Annotated in this window: 15 protein-coding genes; 4 read left to right on the forward strand and 11 right to left on the reverse strand. The window is 69.2% G+C overall.

Annotated elements, in window-relative coordinates; translation table 11 throughout:
* Window positions 1-3: 3 nt before the first annotated feature.
* Complete coding sequence (locus ACX80I_RS05535) at window positions 4-567, forward strand: TetR/AcrR family transcriptional regulator (RefSeq protein WP_459344137.1); 564 nt, start codon at window positions 4-6, stop codon at window positions 565-567.
* 74 nt (window positions 568-641) lie between these two features.
* On the opposite strand, the gene efeB is transcribed toward ACX80I_RS05535, so the two are convergent.
* The 6 genes from efeB to ACX80I_RS05565 form a co-directional block, all read right to left on the reverse strand.
* Complete coding sequence (efeB, locus tag ACX80I_RS05540) at window positions 642-1,919, reverse strand: iron uptake transporter deferrochelatase/peroxidase subunit (RefSeq protein WP_459344138.1); 1,278 nt, start codon at window positions 1,917-1,919, stop codon at window positions 642-644.
* 5 nt (window positions 1,920-1,924) lie between these two features.
* Window positions 1,925-3,127: an iron uptake system protein EfeO gene (efeO, locus tag ACX80I_RS05545; RefSeq protein WP_459344139.1), complete on the reverse strand. Its 1,203-nt coding sequence runs from the start codon at window positions 3,125-3,127 to the stop codon at window positions 1,925-1,927.
* Window positions 3,124-3,975, reverse strand: a complete 852-nt coding sequence (gene efeU / locus ACX80I_RS05550; RefSeq protein ID WP_459344140.1) for an iron uptake transporter permease EfeU — start codon at window positions 3,973-3,975, stop codon at window positions 3,124-3,126. Before efeU ends, efeO begins: the two co-directional genes overlap by 4 nt.
* Before the next feature lie 92 nt (window positions 3,976-4,067).
* The gene (locus ACX80I_RS05555) at window positions 4,068-5,507 is read right to left on the reverse strand and encodes a phytoene desaturase family protein (RefSeq protein ID WP_459344141.1); all 1,440 of its coding nucleotides are present in this window, start codon (window positions 5,505-5,507) and stop codon (window positions 4,068-4,070) included.
* Between the two features lie 37 nt (window positions 5,508-5,544).
* Entirely contained in the window at window positions 5,545-6,642 is a 1,098-nt protein-coding gene (locus ACX80I_RS05560; RefSeq protein ID WP_459344142.1) for a lipid II:glycine glycyltransferase FemX, read from the reverse strand.
* Entirely contained in the window at window positions 6,639-8,222 is a 1,584-nt protein-coding gene (locus ACX80I_RS05565; RefSeq protein ID WP_459344143.1) for a glycosyltransferase family 87 protein, read from the reverse strand. The genes ACX80I_RS05560 and ACX80I_RS05565 overlap by 4 nt, the downstream gene beginning before the upstream one ends.
* Before the next feature lie 199 nt (window positions 8,223-8,421).
* Between ACX80I_RS05565 and ACX80I_RS05570 the strand changes: the two genes are divergently transcribed.
* Window positions 8,422-9,507, forward strand: a complete 1,086-nt coding sequence (locus ACX80I_RS05570) for an inositol-3-phosphate synthase (RefSeq protein ID WP_459344144.1) — start codon at window positions 8,422-8,424, stop codon at window positions 9,505-9,507.
* A gap of 90 nt (window positions 9,508-9,597) precedes the next feature.
* Here ACX80I_RS05570 and ACX80I_RS05575 read toward each other — a convergent pair whose 3' ends face one another.
* The 5 genes from ACX80I_RS05575 to ACX80I_RS05595 all read right to left on the reverse strand — a co-directional run bounded on the left by ACX80I_RS05575 (window position 9,598) and on the right by ACX80I_RS05595 (window position 15,534).
* A complete protein-coding gene (locus ACX80I_RS05575) occupies window positions 9,598-11,262 on the reverse strand; it encodes a formate--tetrahydrofolate ligase (RefSeq protein ID WP_459344145.1) in 1,665 nt (554 codons plus the stop codon).
* Window positions 11,259-12,059, reverse strand: coding sequence for a phosphatase (locus tag ACX80I_RS05580; protein WP_459344146.1), 801 nt, complete (start codon window positions 12,057-12,059; stop codon window positions 11,259-11,261). The genes ACX80I_RS05575 and ACX80I_RS05580 overlap by 4 nt, the downstream gene beginning before the upstream one ends.
* Window positions 12,060-12,091: 32 nt before the next feature.
* Entirely contained in the window at window positions 12,092-13,339 is a 1,248-nt protein-coding gene (gene mshA, locus ACX80I_RS05585; RefSeq protein WP_459344147.1) for a D-inositol-3-phosphate glycosyltransferase, read from the reverse strand.
* 105 nt (window positions 13,340-13,444) lie between these two features.
* Window positions 13,445-14,095: a histidine phosphatase family protein gene (locus ACX80I_RS05590; protein ID WP_459344148.1), complete on the reverse strand. Its 651-nt coding sequence runs from the start codon at window positions 14,093-14,095 to the stop codon at window positions 13,445-13,447.
* Window positions 14,092-15,534, reverse strand: a complete 1,443-nt coding sequence (locus ACX80I_RS05595) for a CCA tRNA nucleotidyltransferase (RefSeq protein WP_459344149.1) — start codon at window positions 15,532-15,534, stop codon at window positions 14,092-14,094. Before ACX80I_RS05595 ends, ACX80I_RS05590 begins: the two co-directional genes overlap by 4 nt.
* A 182-nt stretch (window positions 15,535-15,716) precedes the next feature.
* On the opposite strand from ACX80I_RS05595, the gene ACX80I_RS05600 reads away from it, so the two are divergent.
* Both ACX80I_RS05600 and murJ read left to right on the forward strand, forming a co-directional pair.
* Window positions 15,717-16,196 carry an NUDIX hydrolase gene (locus tag ACX80I_RS05600; RefSeq protein WP_225437263.1) on the forward strand — a complete coding sequence of 160 codons (480 nt, stop codon included), beginning with the start codon at window positions 15,717-15,719 and terminating at the stop codon, window positions 16,194-16,196.
* A gap of 156 nt (window positions 16,197-16,352) precedes the next feature.
* Window positions 16,353-17,972: a murein biosynthesis integral membrane protein MurJ gene (gene murJ / locus ACX80I_RS05605; RefSeq protein WP_459344150.1), complete on the forward strand. Its 1,620-nt coding sequence runs from the start codon at window positions 16,353-16,355 to the stop codon at window positions 17,970-17,972.
* The last annotated feature ends 70 nt before the right edge of the window (window positions 17,973-18,042 follow it).

An 18,042-nucleotide genomic window follows, 5' to 3' on the forward strand; every position in this document is an offset into this window, starting at 1 on the left:
GGAATGCCCTCGACGACGGACGTACGTTCCCGCATCCTCCTGGCCGCCCGGGGCGAATTCGCCGCCTACGGGCTCGCGGGAGCGCGCATCGACCGGATCGCGAAGGCGGCCAGTGCCAGCAAGGAGCGCCTCTACGCGCACTTCACCGACAAGGCCGCCCTGTTCCAGGCCGTGCTCGACGTGAACGCGGCCGAGTTCCACGCCGCCGTGGCCCTCGATCCCGCCGACGTACCGGCCTTCGTGGGCCGCCTCTTCGATCACACGCATGAACACCCCGACATCCTTCGGATGCTCACCTGGGCCCGGCTCGAGGGTGTCGACTACGACCTGCCCGGCATGGGAGCCCGGCCCGACGTCAAGCTGGACGCCCTCCGGAAGGCGCAGGACCTGGGCCACGTCGACCGGTCGTGGGCGCCGGAGGAACTCCTACCGATCCTCTTCAGCATCGCGCAGGCATGGGTCCAGGCACCCCTGGTCGCCCATGAGAACGCGGCCGATACGCCGCTGTCCGCCCATCGCGCCTCGGCCGTCGAGGCCGCCCGGCGCGTCCTGCAGCCGAAGGACTGAGGCGGCGTCGTTCCCGCCGTCGGGATGATCCGTCGTCCTGGCGGGACGATGACCGGGCGGGTCAGGGCATCGGGTCAGGACTCGAAGAGCCGCGCCCCGACGTAGCTTCCCTCGGCCGCGCCACCGGGAACAGCGAAGATCGCGGACCCCACGTGGCGGGTGTACTCGTTGAGCAGGTCCGACCCCGCCAGACGGGTCTGCACGGGGATGAAGGAGCGCTCGGGGTCGCGCTGGAAGCAGAGGAAGAACAGGCCCGCGTCGAGGCGCCCGAGGTCGTCGTTGCCGTCCACGAAGTTGTAGCCGCGCCGGAGCATGCGGGCACCGCCATTGGTATCGGGGTGCGCCAGCCGAACGTGGGCCTGTTCCGCGATGATGGGTTTCCCGCCGCTGCCGGGCATCGAGAAGTCGGGGGCCGTGAACTCGTCGCCGCCGGACAGGGGTGCGCCCTGGCCCTTGGTCCGGCCGATGGCGCGTTCCTGCTCGGAGAGGCGCGTGCGGTCCCACGGCTCGATGTTCATGCGGATCTTCCGGGACACCAGGTACGAACCGCCTGCCATCCAGGCCTGGTCGTCGCTGCCGGCGACCCACACGTGCTCGTCGACGGCTGCCGGGTCCTCGGCCTTGAGGTTGGCCGTGCCGTCCTTGAAGCCGAAGAGGTTGCGGGGCGTCACCTGGGCGGTGCTGGTGCTCGAGGTGCGGCCGAAGCCGAGCTGCGAGTAGCGCAGGGAAGCCCGTCCGAAGGCGATGCGGGACAGGTTCCGGACGGCATGGACGGCGACCTGCGGATCGTCGGCACAGGCCTGGATACAGAGGTCGCCTCCGCTGATGCGCTCGTCCAGCATGTCCCCCGAGAATCGGGGCAGATCGACCAGGGCACGGGGGCGCCGGGCGGCGATGCCGAACCGGTCGGTGCCGGCGGCTGCCGTGAAGAGCGTCGGGCCGAAGCCGAACGTGATGGTGAGTCCCGTGGGGCCCAGGTCCATCGCCTCGCCCGTGTCCTCGGGCGGCGCCTCGTACGGGCCGGAGTCGGGCGCGAACTGCCCCGCGCTCCCGCCCTGGCTCATGCGGGCAGCGGCGACCGTCCAGTCCCGGAGGAGGCTGATGAGCTCCTCGCGCGGGATGTCGTCCACATCGAACACGGCGAAGTGCAGGCGGTCCTGCGCGGGCGTCGTGATCCCCGCCTGGTGCTCCCCGTAGAACGGGTACGTCAGTGCGGCGGGGTCGGCGGGGACCGCCGAGGCGTCGGTCGCGGAACGCCCTGCAGCGACACCCGCCCCGACTCCCGCGGCGGCACTGACCCCGGCGAGGGACAGCGCCCTGCGGCGTGAGATCCGGAACGCACCTGCTGCCATGGCTGCTAGCCCAGCAGTGCCGCGGTGATCCGCGAGAGTGGTTCGCTGAGGGCGTTGACGCGGTCCGACAGCGCCTTCACGTCCTCGGAGGCCAGGTCGCCGTAGGAGACGTAGGCGATGTCGCGCTGGGCGGCGTCGGGCGCACTCGTGCGGTGCTTGTCGAGTTCCGTCGAGAGGGAGGTGAAATCGGCGTCGAGCGTCGCTGCGAGCTCCGGGTCCCTGGCCTCGAGCAGGCCCCGCACACCATCGGCGAGGACACGGGCGCCCTCGACGTTGCCCTGGAAGTCCCAGAGGTCGGTGCCCGACCAGATCTCCTCCTCGCCGGTGACCTTGCCGTTGGCCACCTCGTCCATCAGCCCGATCGCACCGTTGGCGAGCTGGTCGAGGGACAGTTCGATGCCCTGGATGCTGGAGTGCAGCGTGGTGGTGTCCTCGACGAGCTGGGCCGCGACGGCCTCGCGCTCGGCCTGCGTCAGGGGTACGTACCCGGCATCGGCCGGCGGCCAGAGGTCCTTCTCGATGCGGTGCCAGCCGGTCCACTTCTCGCCCTCGGCGAGGTCCGCCTCGCGGTTGTCCAGCTTCGGATCGAGGTCGCCGAAGCTCTCGGCCACCGGTTCCACGCGCTCGAAGTGCATGCGCGTGGTGGGGTAGAGCCGGCGTGCCTCGTCGTCGTTCCCCGCCACGTAGGCGGCTGCGAAGTCCTTGGTGCCCGTCAGCAGCTGGTCCACCTGGTCCTTGACGTAGGCCTTGTAGTTGGTCAGCGCGGCGTCGATCTGCGCCTGCTCGTCCCCGGTCGGCTCGACGGCGGTCCCCGAGTCCGTCACGGTGAAGGCGGCCCGGCCCACGCCGTCGCCCACCATGCCGGGCTTGCAGACGGTGTAGTAGGAACCCGGGGTGGCGTTGACGACGAGGTCGCGGCTGATGCCCGGGCCGATGTTCTCGACCTCGGAGACGATGCGCAGCCCGTCCTCCGCCAGGAGGTAGAACTCCGTGACCTGGTCCCCCGAGTTCGTGATGGTGAAGGTCAGCGGACCGCTCTCCGCGGTGACGGCCGAGACGGAGCAGTCCTCCGCTGTGCTCGTGACGCTCAGTTCGCCCGTCCCGCCGGCAGCCGTTCCGGCGGGGGCGTTCGGCGTGCAGGCGGTCACGAAGAGGATGCCGCAGGCAGCGACGATGGCGGCCGGTTGCGGAAGGCGTGCGGTGATCAATGGGCTCCTTGGGGAACGGGGTGCTGTGCAGCGGCAGGAGCGGGCGTCCGCCGCATGCTCCGCCGGATGAACAGGGTCATGGTGGGAAGGAGGTAGAGCAGCCAGGCGATGCCCTCGAACCAGGTGGTGGCGGGCGAGAAGTTCACGGTGCCCTTGAGGAGCGTGCCGTACCAGCTCGACGGAGGGACTGCCGCACTGACGTCGAACAGAAGACTGTTGAGACCGGGCAGGATGCCCGCTTCCTGGAGGTCGTGGACGCCGTAGGACAGCACTCCGGCCGCCACGACGATCAGCATGCCGCCGGTCCAGGTGAAGAACTTCGAGAGGTTGATGCTGAGCATGCCCCGGTAGAACAGCCAGCCGAGCACGACGGCGGAGGCGAGTCCCAGCGAGGCTCCGAGGATCGGCTGCGTGGTCTGGCCCGTGGCCTGGACGGCGGACCAGATGAACAGGGCGGTCTCCAGTCCTTCACGCCCGACGGCGAGGAATGCGACGACGACGAGGCCCTTGCCTCCGGCAGCCAGGTGGCGGTCGACCTGGCCGTGCAGTTCCCCCCGCAGGTTCTTCGCCGTCCTGGCCATCCAGAACACCATCCAGGTGACGAGGCCGACGGCGAGAATGGACAGCGCGCCTCCGATGGCTTCCTGCGCCTCGAACGTCAGCCCATAGGTGCCGTACGTGAGCAGTGCACCGAAGCCGAGAGACAGCGCGGCGGCCAGCGACACTCCGAGCCAGATCCCGGGCAACAGGTCCCGGCGCTGGATCTTCACGAGGTACGCCACGAGGATGACCACCACGAGGGCGGCTTCTAGGCCCTCGCGCAGGCCGATCAGGTAATTGGCGAACATGCAGAGGCTTTCGTGCGGAGGAAGGTCCCTGTCAGCAGGGCAAGGCAAGCATAACCTAACTTACCGGGTGCTTCTCCTCGTGGAATGCCCTCTCAGAGCCTGAGGGCCGGCACGGGCAGGCCGAATTCCCGCTTCAGCGCCAGCCTGGCCGCGTTCAGCCCGGCCATGCCGTGCACGCCGGGGCCGGGGGGCGTGGACTGGGAGCAGAGGTAGACACCCTTGATCGGCGTGGCCCACGGCTGCAGGGACGGTACGGGACGGGCGATGATCTGTCGCAGGTTCACGGCGCCGCTGCTGAAGTCGCCGCCCACGTAGTTCGCGTTGTACACCTCGAGCTCGCTCGCCGTCGTCGTGTGGCGTCGGACCACGACGTCGCGGAAGCCGGGGGCGAACCGCTCGATCTGGGCCGTCACGGCCTCGGCCATGTCCCGCGTGGAGCCGCGCGGCACGTGGCAATAGGTCCAGAGAGTGTGCCGCCCCTCCGGTGCGCGGGTCGGATCGAACGACGACGGCTGCGACACCAGCACGTACGGGCTGTCGGGGTGCCTGCCCTGGTTCACCTGCTTCTCGCCCGCGGCGATCTCCTCCCGCGTCCCACCGAGGTGGGCTGTGCCCGCCCTGTGCAGCTCGGGGTGCGTCCACGGCACGGGTGCGGAGAGGATGAAGTCCACCTTGCAGGAGGCGTTCCCGTAGGTGAAGGCGGAGAGCGCCAGCTCGTAGGCTGCCGGCAGCCGGCCCCTCGACATGGCGCGGAACGTCTTCGGTGCGACGTCGAGGAGCACCACCCGCGCATCGGAGACCTCGGCCAGGGTCTCGATCCGGCTGTTGGTCACCACCTCGCCACCGTGCCGGCGGAGGTCGAGGGCCAGGGCGTCCGCGATCGACTGGGATCCTCCGACGGGAATGGGCCACCCGACGGTGTGCGCGAGGAGGTTCAGGGTCAGGCCGGCTCCCGCCCCGGCGAGCGACGGCAGGGTCCCCACGGGGTGTGCCATGACCCCGGTGGTGAGGGCACGCGCCTCGTCCGTCCGGAAACGGCGGTTCCACAGGGGCAGTCCCTGATCGAGGACCGCGAGGGCGAAGCGCAGGGCGGCCTCCGGCTTCTTCGGGAACCGCAGCACGGAATTCAGCGTGAACGCGAGGATCGCCTGCTCGCGGTCGCTGAGCGGCTGCAGGAGCCTGCGGTACGCCTCACCGTCGACTCCGAGCCCCTCCACCGTCTTCTCCATGCTGCGGTAGGCCACGCCCGCCCTGCCGCCGTCGAGCGGATGTGCGAAGGACACCTCGGGGACCGCGAACCCGATCCGCCGGCTCAGTTCGAAGGCGCGGAAGAACGGCGAGGCGAGGGCCATGGGGTGGACCGCGGAGCAGAAGTCGTGGAGGTGGCCCTTCTCCATGAGTTCGAGGGAACGGGACCCGCCCCCGAGCGTGGGTGCTGCCTCATGGACGCGGACGGAGAGGCCCGCACGGGCCATGACGACGGCGGCCGCGAGTCCGTTGGGACCGGCTCCGACGACTTCGACATCTGGCATGGCTTCCTCTCCTGCCGGGCGGGCACCCCGCCCGGCGTCAGGTGTCCGGGGTGCTGACGGGTTCCCGCCTGCTCCTGCGACCCAGGACGGCAGCGCGACGCAGTACGGCGCGCGCCGCCGATGGCGCAGTACGGCGCGCGGTGAGCAGCGACGCGACGGCGGCATAGCGGACAGGACGCAGGGGGATGTCGTAGGTGGTGGGCACCACGACGACGTTCTTCGAGAAATTCTTCTTGAAGGTCGTGACGTTGGCGAGGCCCGGATAGTTGTCGCTCACGATGCCCGTCAGGCCGCACACCGTGTTGCCGGCTTCCTTGAGGACTTTGAACGCCTCCCACAGGAGCAGGTACGGGGCGAAGGTGCTGCGCGCCTCATGGGTGCTGCCCGCGAAGTAGTACACGGAGTAGCCGCGGTACTCCGTGGTGATCAGCCAGCTCAGCGGCACTCCGTCGCGGTAGGCGACAAGGAGACGGAGGTGGTCACCCAGCACGGTCAGCAGCGTCTCGTAGTAGGACGAATCGAAGGACTGGAAGCCGTCGCGCTCGGCCGTCTCCTGCATGATCGGGAACAGCTGGGTCGCGAAGACATCCTTCCATTCCGTCCGCGGAATGTGCTTGACCTCGACACCGTTGCGCTGCGCGCGACGAATACTGTTGCGGGCATTCGGCCGGAAGCTCTTGAGCAGATCCGCCTCGGACGGGGTCAGGTCGACCACGATCTCCCGCTCGTACCAGCCATGCTCGATCGGACCGGTCGCGGGTGCCTGGAGGGTGGCCACCTGCATGCGGACGTAGAGCGGATCGACCGACGGATCCTCGCGGAACTGATGCCGCACGGTCTCCATGAGCGCGCGCTCGGCCGCGGGCGTCCGGTCGGCGAACCAGACGGGCCCGTTCACCACCACCACGGACTCGCGGAAGCGCCGCACCACGTGGATGTAGGCGGCGGTGGCCACGAGCCGGCCGGCGGCATCCGTGTAGGACCAGATACCCAGGGGCCTGCGCCCGAGGGTCTGCTCGAACTCGACCCAGGAGGGCGTCTGCTCGAGGGGGATCACCACGTCGGGATGCCCGTCGGCAAGGGCGTCGAAACCGCTCTTGTCCAGCCTGCTGTAGGTCAGGGGTGCTGCGCTCACTGATGGTCTTCCACTGGTCGGGTCGATGAACCGCCGCGTACCGGCCCGTCGTGCTCCGCTCCGGAGCCCTGGGCTACCGGAACGGGGGCGGTGTCCCCGCGGTCCTGCCAGCCTATCGGAGCAGACCGGGCCGGAAGCCCACGCGGGTGGACGGGCCGTCCTGCCCGGGGAGTATGCCGGTCAGGTGCCCGGTCGAACGGGCCACCCTGCGGATCGTCGATGCCGATACGCCGCACCACGTCGTGCTGCGGCGCGAGGATCTCCGCCACGACGGCCGCCATAACATATGCCGTCACTAGAATATGAGCGAGGACGGTCCAGGCATAGGGACCGAGGCCCAGGTTGTGCTCGGCCGCGCCGCCGCTCGTCCGGCCCCCGAGATACAGCCAGATGGCCGCCCAGTGCAGGGCTTCGACGAGCTGCCAGACGAGCACCACGCGCCATCGCGGGATGGCGAGCGCAACCAGCGGCACGAGCCAGAGCGCGTACTGCGGCGAGTAGACCTTGTTGCAGAGGATGAAGGCGCCCACGATCAGCAGTGCGATCTGGGCCAGGCGGGGACGCCGCCCGGCCAGCAGGGTGAGGGTTGCGACGCCGACGCAGGAGAGTGCGAAGAGGGCGGTGGCGCCTGCAGTGATGACCGTGGGAGGAAGTGTCGCGGCGCCGAGCTGGCGGGCGACGGCGTTGTAGACGTACCACCCCGACGAGAAGCCGGCGTCGCGCGATTCCGAGAAGGTGAGGAAGTATGTCCATCCCGCCATATCTCGGAGCATAAAGGGGAGATTCACGGCGAGCCATGCTCCCGCGGTACCCGCCAGCGTGAGGAGGAAGGGCCGGAACCGGCCTGTCCGCAGAGCCAGCACCAGGACCGCACCGAGCAGCAGGACGGGGTAGAGCTTCACGGCCGTGCCCAGTCCCCACAGGACCCCTGCGACGACCGGCCGGTTGCGGGCGAAGGCCAGCATGCCCGACGTCGCGAGCAGTACCGCCCACAGGTCCCAGTTGATGGTGCCGGACAGGATGATGACCGGGGCTGCCGCCACGATGGCGGCATCCCAGGGACGGCGGCTCGCGAGCCGGAGCGTGGCCAGCACCGTCAGGACCCAGACGCCGGTGATCAGCACTGCATTCACGTCGAAGTACAGGAGGGCCTTCGCGTCGGCAGGCGCGCCGCCGGCCACCAGGTCCACGACGACCGCCGTAGCGGACGCCAGCAGTCCGAGCAGCACCGGATATTCGAAGAGCACTCCGGGCGTGACGAAAGGCAGGACCCCCTCGCCGAGACCGCGGCTCTGGTAGAGCTCCGCCCAGTCCGAGTAGCACGCTCGGTAGAAGTAGTCGGGAGAGGACCATCCCTCCACCCGGCAAGGGTTCTTGAGCAGGACGGCCAGGATGGCGGCGCACACCGTGAGGAGGATCAGCACCCTCTCCACGGTGAACCATCGTGGGGCGATCCGTCCGGGGTCCGCGTGCCGGCCCACCGGGCCTCCGACCCGCTCGGCGCCGAGACGGAGGAGGGGATCGGAGCGGCTGGGGATGCTGATGCGGTACGGTCCGCGTGTCCCCGTACCCGACGTCATCCCCCGAGCGTAGCCGGGGAGGGCACCGTTGAGACCGTCGCCGGCCCTGGACGCGCGCCCGCTTGACGAGGGAGAGCGTGGGGGCAAGGAATGGCCCGGCATCCGTGCGCGTTGGAAACTGAACGTAGACTGGCATTTCCTGCCGACCGCGCCCGGGCGACGACGGCCGGGCACATTCAACTGGCTTTCGAGGAGAACTGTGGGACAGAACCCCATTCGCGTGGCAATTATTGGAGTCGGCAACTGCGCCGCATCGCTGGTGCAGGGCGTGCACTACTACCGGGACGCCGACCCGTCCAGCACCGTCCCCGGCCTGATGCACGTCGAGTTCGGCAAGTACCACGTGGGCGACGTGCAGTTCGTGGCCGCATTCGACGTCGACGGCAAGAAGGTCGGCCACGACCTCGCCGAAGCCATCGGAGCCAGCGAGAACAACACCATCAAGATCGCCGACGTCCCGCCGACCGGCGTCATCGTCCAGCGCGGCCACACCCTCGACGGCCTGGGCAAGTACTACCGCGAGACCATCGTGGAGTCCGACGAGGAGCCCGTCGACATCGTCGGACAGCTCAAGGCCACCAAGGCCGACGTCCTGGTCTGCTACCTGCCCGTGGGCTCCGAGCACGCCGCGAAGTACTACGCCCAGTGCGCCATCGACGCCGGCGTCGCCTTCGTCAACGCGCTCCCGGTCTTCATCGCCGGCACCAAGGAATGGGCCGACAAGTTCACCGAGGCCGGTGTCCCCATCGTCGGCGACGACATCAAGAGCCAGATCGGTGCCACGATCACGCACCGCGTCATGGCCAAGCTGTTCGAGGACCGCGGGGTCACGCTCGACCGCACGTACCAGCTGAACGTCGGCGGCAACATGGACTTCAAGAATATGCTCGAGCGCGACCGCCTCGAGTCCAAGAAGATCTCCAAGACCCAGGCCGTGACATCCAACGTCAAGGCGGACCTGCACGCCGACGACGTGCACATCGGCCCCTCCGACTACGTCGCCTGGCTCGACGACCGCAAGTGGGCGTTCGTGCGCCTCGAGGGCCGCAACTTCGGCGACGCCCCCGTCTCCCTCGAGTACAAGCTCGAGGTCTGGGACTCACCGAACTCCGCAGGCGTCATCATCGATGCAATCCGTGCCGCGAAGATCGCCCTCGACCGCGGCATCGGCGGCCCCATCCTCTCCGCCTCCAGCTACTTCATGAAGTCCCCGCCGGAGCAGTACGCAGACGACATCGCCTTCGAGAAGGTCGAAGCCTTCATCCGCGGCGACCTCGACCGCTAGGCATCGTGGCGAGGGGCCGGACGGCACTGCCGTCCGGCCCCTCCGCGTCTGCCCGGCCTGCTCTGATTGTCCTGAAGGACCTCCACAGGCCTAGAACAGCCCGACGGCGTTCCCGTCGCTGTCCACGTCCATCCGCAGGGCCGCGGGCTCCGGCGGCAGCCCCGGCATCGTCATGACCGAACCGGTGAGTGCGACGATGAAGCCCGCACCCGTCTTCGGGATGAGGTCGCGGACGTGGACGGTGAAACCCTTCGGAGCACCGAGCAGGGTCGGGTCGTCCGAGAAGGAATACTGGGTCTTGGCCATGCACACGGGCAGTCCGGACCACCCGTTGGCATCGATCTCCTTCAGCCGTCGCAGCGCGCGGACCGAGAACTCGACGCCGTCGGCTCCGTAGATCTCCTGCACGATGGTGCGGATCTTGTCCTCGATCGGGAGGTCGAGGGAGTAGAGGGGCGAGAAGCTGACCGGCCGGTCCAGGGCCGCGAGCACCTTCGCCGCGAGGTCGTCGCCACCCGGTCCCCCACCGCCCTGGCCCCAGACGTCGGCGACGGCTGCCTCGATGCCCTCGGCGGCGCACCATCCCAGCATCCAGTGGAGTTCCTCCTGCGAATCCGTACGGAACCTGTTGATGGCGACGACGGGGGTGATGCCGAACTTCTCGATGTTGCGAACGTGCCGCAGGAGGTTGGCTGTTCCGTCCCGCAGGGCGTCCAGGGCGGGGGCTGCGAGGTCGGCCTTCGCGACACCGCCGTGCATCTTGAGGGCGCGGATCGTCGCGACGATGACCACGGCGTCGGGCGCGAGGCCCGCGGCGCGCGCCTTGATGTCCAGGAACTTCTCCGCGCCGAGGTCCGCCCCGAATCCCGCCTCGGTCACCACGATGTCCGCCAGGCGCCGGGCGGTCCGGGTCGCGATCACGGAGTTGCAGCCGTGGGCGATATTGGCGAAGGGCCCGCCGTGGACGAGCGCCGGCGTGCCCGCGATGCTCTGCACCAGGTTCGGCTTGATGGCGTCCCTGAGCAGCAGGGCCAGCGCGCCCTCGACCTGCAGCTCGCGGACGGTGAGGGGTGTGCGGTCGTACGTGTAGCCGAAGGTGATGTCCCCGAGGCGTTCCTTCAGGTCGGCGAGGTCCCGGGCCAGGCAGAAGACGGCCATGATCTCGGAGGCCACCGTGATGTCGAACCCGTCCTGCCGGGGGGTTCCCTGGGCCGGACCGCCGAGCCCGATGACCACCTCGCGGAGGGCCCTGTCATTGACGTCGAGCACCCGCTTCAGGGTGATGCGCCGCGGATCGATGCCGAGCTCGTTGCCCTGGTGGATGTGGTTGTCGATCAGTGCGGCGAGCGCGTTGTTGGCCGACGTGATCGCGTGGAAGTCGCCGGTGAAGTGCAGGTTGATCTCGTCCATGGGCAGCACCTGCGAGTACCCGCCACCCGTCGCACCGCCCTTCATGCCGAGCACCGGACCGAGGGACGGCTCGCGGAGCGCGATCATCACCCGCTGCCCCGCGCGGGCGAGGGAATCGGCGAGCCCCACGGTGCAGGTCGATTTACCCTCTCCGGCAGGAGTGGGGCTCATGGCGCTGACCAGGACCACCTTCCCCGGCGTCCCGCCGTCGGGCAGGAGGCGGGGATCGATCTTCGCCTTGAAACGGCCGTAGGGTTCGAGCGCCTCGCGGGGAATCCCTGCGGCATCGGCGATGTCCTCGATGGGCCGGATGGCCGCGGCACGTGCGATCTCGAGGTCACTCATGACACGGACCTGTCAGCGGCCGGAGCCTCGACCGGGGGTAGGCCGGCCCGCTCCAGGACGTAGTCGATGAGCGGTCCGTACAGCCCGGGAGGGACGTTGTCGTCCAGGGGAACGGCGACCTCGACCTGTCCTTGTGCTTCGGAGACGAACAGCCCGGGATCGTTGCAGTCGGCGAAGCCGATGGTCGGGAAGCCCGAGCTCGCGGCCTGTCCCGCCCAGCCGTGATCCGCCACGACGAGGTCCGGCATGGCGCGTCCCTCACGGGCGAGCGTGTCGAGGCTGAGCCGCATCGGTTCGGGCAGGTGCGTGTGCATGAGCCCGCCGTGCTGGTGCCAGACGAGGACGCCGAAGACCTGGCGGATGTCACCGGCTCCGAAGCGCCGCCCCTCCGGCACCTCCACCACGGTCGCGCCCGCGGCCGCTGCGGACCGCGCGAAGGCTGCATGGACGGGGAGGAGCCCGGCGGGGTGACCCGTCGCGAAGAGGATCCGTTCGCCGCGGAGAGCCGAGGCGCCCAGCCGGTCCGCGAAGCGATCGAGAGCCGCGACGCACTTCCCGGCGTCGATCGTGTCCTGGCCCTGGGTGTGGCTGCGGTCGGCGCTCGTCCCCGTGCGCTGGTGCATGAGGTCGAAGACGTCGTCGAACGTCCACTCGCGCGTGTGCCTGACGCCGAATTCGAGGTTCTCATCGCCCTCGAGGAAGAGGCGCATGTGTCTCAGGTTGTCCTGCCGGGGCGTGGCCACGCGGCCGGTGATACGGACGGAGTCGAGGTATTCGGCGAGCTCGGTGGGATTCACGCTTCCATCCTAGGCGGCGTGCCCGGCCCGCTTCAGCGCGCTGTCGCTGCGGGAAAACGCTCGACGGCGGTGCGGTAGCTCTGCGCCGTCAGCAGCGCCGTGCGCTGCCAGCCGAAGGCGAGCGCGTGGACGGCGGCCCCGCGTCCGAGTTTCTCCCGCAGGTGTGCGTCGTCGTACAGGCGCTCGAGGGCGTCGGCCCAGGCCGCACCGGTGTGCCCGTTCACCAGGATCCCGCTCCGCCCGTCGCTCACGGCCTGCGGGAGGCCGCCGACGTTGGCTGCGACGACCGGTGTCCCGCACGCCTGCGCTTCGAGTGCCACGAGCCCGAAGGACTCGCTGTAGGACGGCATGGCCACGGCGTCTGCCGAGCGGAACCACTGCGCCAGGTGGACCGCCGTGACGGGTGGGTAGAGGCGCACCTCGTCCGTGAGGCCGAAGTGGTCGATGAGGGGCTGCAGTGCGAGCGCCTCCGAGCCACTCCCTGAACCGAGGATGCTCACGGCGAGCGGGATGTCCGGGCGGCGGCGGCGGAGTTCCGCGGCCGCCGCGACCAGCACCTGGGGTCCCTTGAGTTTCTGGATCCTGCCGGCGAACACCACGTGGAACTGGTCCGGGGAGAAGGCGAGGGCGGCACGGGCGGCACCGCGGTCGCCGGGGTGGAAGGTCGACAGGTCCACCCCGGGGGCCACGACGTCGACCCGGTCACGGGACGCACCGTACAGGCTGACGAGTTCGGCGGCCTCGGTGCGGGTGTTGGCGATGACACGGGCCGCGCCGTCGACGATGTCCTGCTCGCCGGCGATCCGGTCGGTTGGTTCGGGCGCGGCGAGGGCCTTCATGTGCAGGTTCTTGACCTTCGCCATGGTGTGCATGGAATGGACGAGGGGCAGGTTCATCTCCCTGCTGAGGGTCAGGCCGACGATGCCGGAGACCCAGTAGTGGGAGTGCAGGACGTCGAAGTGTCCGTCCGCGAGCAGGTCCGCGACGTCGGTGATCGCATCGGCGAAGGTCCCGGCCAGTCCGGGAAGGGCTTCCTTCGGGAGGGGCCGGGGCGGACCCGCATCGAGGTGATGCACCACGACGCCCTCACCGACCACCTCGCGGGGCGGCCTGCCTTCACCGGACTCCCGCGTGAAGATCTCGACCTCGATACCGACGCCGGCCAGCTCGAGCGCGGTGCTCCGGACGTACACGTTCATCCCGCCGGCGTCACCCCTCCCGGGCTGCTCGAGCGGGGAGGTGTGCAGGGACAGCATGGCTACGCGCCGGACGGCGGACACACCAGCTCCCTTCCGACCGGCTCCAGGGAAGGGCCGGTCCAGCCCTCACGACCGTATAACGCCCCGTTCGCGTGCCTCATTCCGGGTGCGGTCTTCCCGGCCCGGCTAGAGGTTCCAGTGCACGAGGGCGGGCGTGCGCTTGTCCCACCCGAGCGCACAGACCGCAGCTGTGCCGAGGACGAAGTGCCGGCCCTCGATACCGCCGAACTGCAGCCACCGGGCGGCGACGATCCGCAGGAAATGGCCGTGGGCCACGAGCAGGGCGTTCTCGATGGGCCTGGCGTCCGGATCGCGGTCGGCGGGGGTGCCGCACCCGGCCTGCACGCGGGCGATGATGCGGTCCGCCCGCTCGGAGACCTGGTCCAGCGTCTCTCCATTGGGGGCGCCGTCGTTCCAGATCAGGTACCCGGGATTCTCCTCGCGCACCGTGGCGCTGTTTAGACCCTCGTTGTCGCCGTAGTCCCATTCATGCGCGTGCGGTAATACTTCCGCGTCGGGAAATCCCGCCAGTTCGGCCGTACGGACCGCACGCTGCAGGGGCGACGTCATCACGAGGTCGAAGTCCACGCCCTCGAGGTGCTCGCGGGCGGCCAGCACCTGCTTCTCGCCGTGCTCTGTGAGCGGGAGGTCCGTCAGACCCGTGTAGCGCCCGTCGCGGGACCATTCCGTCTCGCCGTGCCGCAGGAGCCACAGCCTGGGCAGCGGCGTCCCGGCCGGGGTGAGGTCCGGTGCTGCTGCACCTGTCATGGGCTTCATGGGTTCTCCTGGGATTCGGGCTGCTCGCTCCACCAGTGGCGGAGCTTGGTCTCGGCGTCGGCGGGCTTGTGCGGGCCGTGGTCCATCCGTTCCTCCAGGAGGAACCTGTAGGCGCGTCCCACCACAGGACCGGGCCGGATGCCGAGGAGCGCCATGATCTGTTCCCCGTCGAGGTCGGGCCGGATGGACGCCAGCTCCTCCTGCTCGGCGAGTGCGGCGATCCTCTCCTCGAGGTCGTCGTAGGCGAAGGCGAGGCGCTCGGCCTTGCGCCGGTTCCGGGTGGTGACGTCGGAGCGCGTGAGGCGGTGCAGCCGCTCCAGCAGGGGCCCGGCGTCGTTCACGTACCGCCGCACCGCCGAGTCGCTCCAGCCGGCTTCGCCGTATCCGTAGAAACGCATGTGCAGTTCCACGAGGCGTGCGATGGACTTGATGGTGTCGTTGTCGAACCTCAGGGCCCGCAGCCTCCGGGTCACGAGCTTCGCGCCGACGGCGTCGTGGTGGCGGAAGCTCACCGCACCTCCGAGTTCGAACTTCCGCGTCGCGGGCTTGCCGATGTCGTGCAGGAGCGCGGCGAACCGGAGGACGACGTCGGGCGCCGGCACGGGACCGTCATCGTCCGTCTCGAGGGCGCAGGCCTGCCGCAGGACGGTCAGCGAGTGCTGGTAGACGTCCTTGTGGCGGTGGTGTTCGTCCGTCTCGAGGCGCAGCGCCGCGACCTCAGGCAGCACGTGGTCGGCGAGCCCGCTGTCCACCATCAGGTCGATACCGGCGTCGGGCGCCGCGCCCTGGATGAGCTTGGTCAGCTCGTCGCGGACGCGTTCGGCCGAGATGATCGAGATCCTCTCCGCCATGGACGTCATGGCCTCCGACACCTCGGGGGCTACCGTCACGCCCAGCTGGGACACGAAGCGCGCGGCGCGCATCATGCGCAGCGGGTCGTCGGAGAAGGACGACGACGGCGTGCCGGGCGTGCGCAGCAGGCCCGCGTGGAGGTCCCGGACTCCGCCGAACGGATCGACGAGTTCGAGGGACGGCAGCCTCAGCGCCATCGCGTTGATGGTGAAGTCGCGCCGCAGGAGGTCGTCCTCGAGGCTCGTCCCGAAGGCGACCGTCGGATTCCTGGAGGTGGGGTCGTACGCCTCCGCGCGGTACGTGGTGATCTCGATCTGGAAGCCGTCCTTGCGCAGCCCGATGGTACCGAAGGCGCGCCCGATCTCCCAGTAGGCATCCGCCCAGCGCTTGATGACGGCGAGCGTCTGGTCGGGGTCGGCGCTCGTGGTGAAGTCCAGGTCCGGAGACACCCTGCCGAGGAACAGGTCACGCACCGGCCCGCCGACCAGGGAGAGCTCATGGCCCGCGGCATCGAAGAGTTCGCCGACCTCGAGGACCACGGGAGGGAGGGGTGCGGTAAGGGTCGAGGTGTCCAGCAGGTGCGCCATAGTCCCTTAAGGGTGCCAGATCCGCCCCGGTTTCCCACACCGCGCACCGGCCCGAACCGATGCTGTACGGGTGGGTGGGTGGCCGGTCGCGCCGTCATCGCGGCTCCTTAAAGATCGTTAGAGTGGTCTGCATGGACCGACCCGTTCCAAGTGCTCCAAAGCGCACCCCGTTGACAGTGTCAATGGGAACCACGGGTATGCCTGCCGTCCAGCACCAGCTACCCACGGTGGAGGAGGTGTCCGCCGGCGGGATCGTCGTGGACGCCACCAGGGAGACGCTCGACGTCGCCATCATCGCCCGGCTGAACCGTGGCGGCCGCCTCGAGTGGTGCCTGCCGAAGGGCCACCCGGAAGGCTCCGAGAACAGCGAGGAAGCCGCTGTCCGCGAGATCGCCGAGGAGACCGGGATCGAGGGCAGGATCGTCTCCGCCCTCGGGAGCATCGACTACTGGTTCACCGTCAGCGGCCACCGCGTGCACAAGACGGTCCACCACTTCCTGCTCATCGCCACGGGCGGGTACCTGACGATCGAGAACGATCCGGACCACGAGGCCGTCGACGTCGCCTGGGTGCCGCTGCAGGAGCTGGGCCGCCGCCTGTCCTTCCCCAATGAACGCCGCATCGCGGACCTCGCGCGTGAGGTCCTGCCCGAGCACCTCTGACGTCCCCGCGCCTCGCGCGCCGCACGCTGCTGACGACCCGTGGGACGATGGGTAGCGATGTCTGAAACGAACACGACCTCCGTCCCCCAGCAGGGCGGGCCGGCTCACGACCCTTCTGCCCCCCGGAGCGGCTCCACCGCCCGCTCAAGTGCGATCATGGCTGCAGGGACCCTGGTCTCGCGGATCCTCGGCCTGGTCCGCGTGGCGCTGCTCGCGACCGCGATCGGGGCGACGGGGCAGGTCTCGGATCTCTTCACGTCCGCGAACAACCTGCCGAATTTCCTCTACCTCATGCTCGCAGGCGGTGTCTTCAACGCCGTCCTGGTGCCGCAGATCATCCGCGCCAGCAGGCAGCCCGACCGGGGAGCGGACTACGTCAGCCGACTGCTCACGCTGGCTGCCGCCGGCCTGCTCGTGCTGACGGTGCTCGTGACGCTCGCAGCGCCTGTCATCGTCAGCCTGACGACGAGTGTCACGGGCGCGAACCTCGCCCTCACCACGGCCTTCGCGTACTGGTGCCTGCCGCAGATCTTCTTCTACGGCATGTACGCCGTGACCGGCCAGATCCTGAACGCCAACGGGTCCTTCGGTCCGTACATGTGGGCGCCGGTCGTCAACAACGTCGTGTCCATCGCCTTCCTCACGGCATTCATCCTGCTCATGGGCAGTGAGCAGGCGGAACGGCACAGCCCCGAGACGTGGACGTCGGGGCAGACGATGCTGCTGGCCGGCGGGACGACCCTGGGCATCGTCATCCAGGCCCTCGTGCTGTTCCTCCCCCTCAAGCGCCTCCGCCTCGGGCTCCGGCCCAAGTTCGGTGTGCGCGGAACGGGACTCGGGCGCACGGGAAAGCTCGCGTCCGTCACCATCGTCACCATGCTCATCGGCAACGGTCTGTACCTCCTGAACCAGCGCGTCGCGACCATCGCCTCCGAAGCCCGCCCCCGGCTCCTCGCACAGGACCCGCCCGTGCAGATCGCGGGCCTCACGAACCTGGAGTTCGGCGCGATGGTGTACCAGCTGCCGCACTCCGTCATCGCGTTGTCCCTGGCGACGGTCATGTTCAACCAGTTGTCCTCGGCGCACGCGGACAACAACCTCGCTGCGGTCCGGGCTACCCTCTCCCAGGGCCTGCGGATCATCGGTGTCGCAACCGTCTTCGGCGCAGCCGCCCTGCTCACGTTCGCCGGCCCGTTGGGCATGCTGTTCAGTGAATCCGCGGAGAGCGCCGCGATCAATGGTGTCATCATCGCGATCCTCGCCGTCGGAGCCCCCTTCCTCAGCGCGAGCTTCTTCCTGAACCGCGTCTTCTACGCGAGTGAGGACGTTCGCTCGCCCCTTCGGATCCAGCTGATCCTGTCCGTCGTCGGCGTGATGCTCGCTCTCGCCGCCGGCACGTTCGAACCGGGGCTGATCGTGCCGATGCTGGCCGTCTCCTACTCGCTCGGCAATGTGATCGCCGTCGTCGTCAGCCACATCGTCCTGACCCGGAAGATCGGTCCGTACGGTGCAGGGCACGTCTTCGACGTCCACGTACGGCTCACCATCGCCGGCATCGTGGCGGCGATCGCCGGAACGGCGCTGTGCTGGGCGTTCGGCGGATACGACGCCGACGGCTTCCTCTGGCAGTCCAAGTTCGACGCCGTTCTCGTGCTTGCGATCGGTGGAATCACCATGTCCGCCGTGTACCTGGGCATGCTGAAACTGCTCCGGATCACCGAACTCGACGAGTTCGTGAAGCCGCTGCTCGCGAGATTCCGACGGAGCGGCGCCTGACCCACCAGCCCGGTTATGGCCTGACCGACCGGTAGCATGGAGAGAAATCAGCCAGGGTTCGCCGGGAGGA

The organism is Arthrobacter rhamnosi (assembly GCF_054510855.1).

What these genes read in the sequence shown, in the direction of transcription:
- efeB (WP_459344138.1), bottom strand. Translation starts at nt 1,919, where the DNA reads ATGGCAGCAGGTGCGTTCCGGATCTCACGCCGCAGGGCGCTGTCCCTC.
- ACX80I_RS05590 (WP_459344148.1), bottom strand. Translation starts at nt 14,095, where the DNA reads ATGAAGCCCATGACAGGTGCAGCAGCACCGGACCTCACCCCGGCCGGG.
- ACX80I_RS05595 (WP_459344149.1), bottom strand. Translation starts at nt 15,534, where the DNA reads ATGGCGCACCTGCTGGACACCTCGACCCTTACCGCACCCCTCCCTCCC.
- ACX80I_RS05555 (WP_459344141.1), bottom strand. Translation starts at nt 5,507, where the DNA reads ATGCCAGATGTCGAAGTCGTCGGAGCCGGTCCCAACGGACTCGCGGCC.
- ACX80I_RS05535 (WP_459344137.1), top strand. Translation starts at nt 4, where the DNA reads ATGCCCTCGACGACGGACGTACGTTCCCGCATCCTCCTGGCCGCCCGG.
- ACX80I_RS05565 (WP_459344143.1), bottom strand. Translation starts at nt 8,222, where the DNA reads ATGACGTCGGGTACGGGGACACGCGGACCGTACCGCATCAGCATCCCC.
- murJ (WP_459344150.1), top strand. Translation starts at nt 16,353, where the DNA reads ATGGCTGCAGGGACCCTGGTCTCGCGGATCCTCGGCCTGGTCCGCGTG.
- efeU (WP_459344140.1), bottom strand. Translation starts at nt 3,975, where the DNA reads ATGTTCGCCAATTACCTGATCGGCCTGCGCGAGGGCCTAGAAGCCGCC.
- ACX80I_RS05575 (WP_459344145.1), bottom strand. Translation starts at nt 11,262, where the DNA reads ATGAGTGACCTCGAGATCGCACGTGCCGCGGCCATCCGGCCCATCGAG.
- ACX80I_RS05600 (WP_225437263.1), top strand. Translation starts at nt 15,717, where the DNA reads ATGGGAACCACGGGTATGCCTGCCGTCCAGCACCAGCTACCCACGGTG.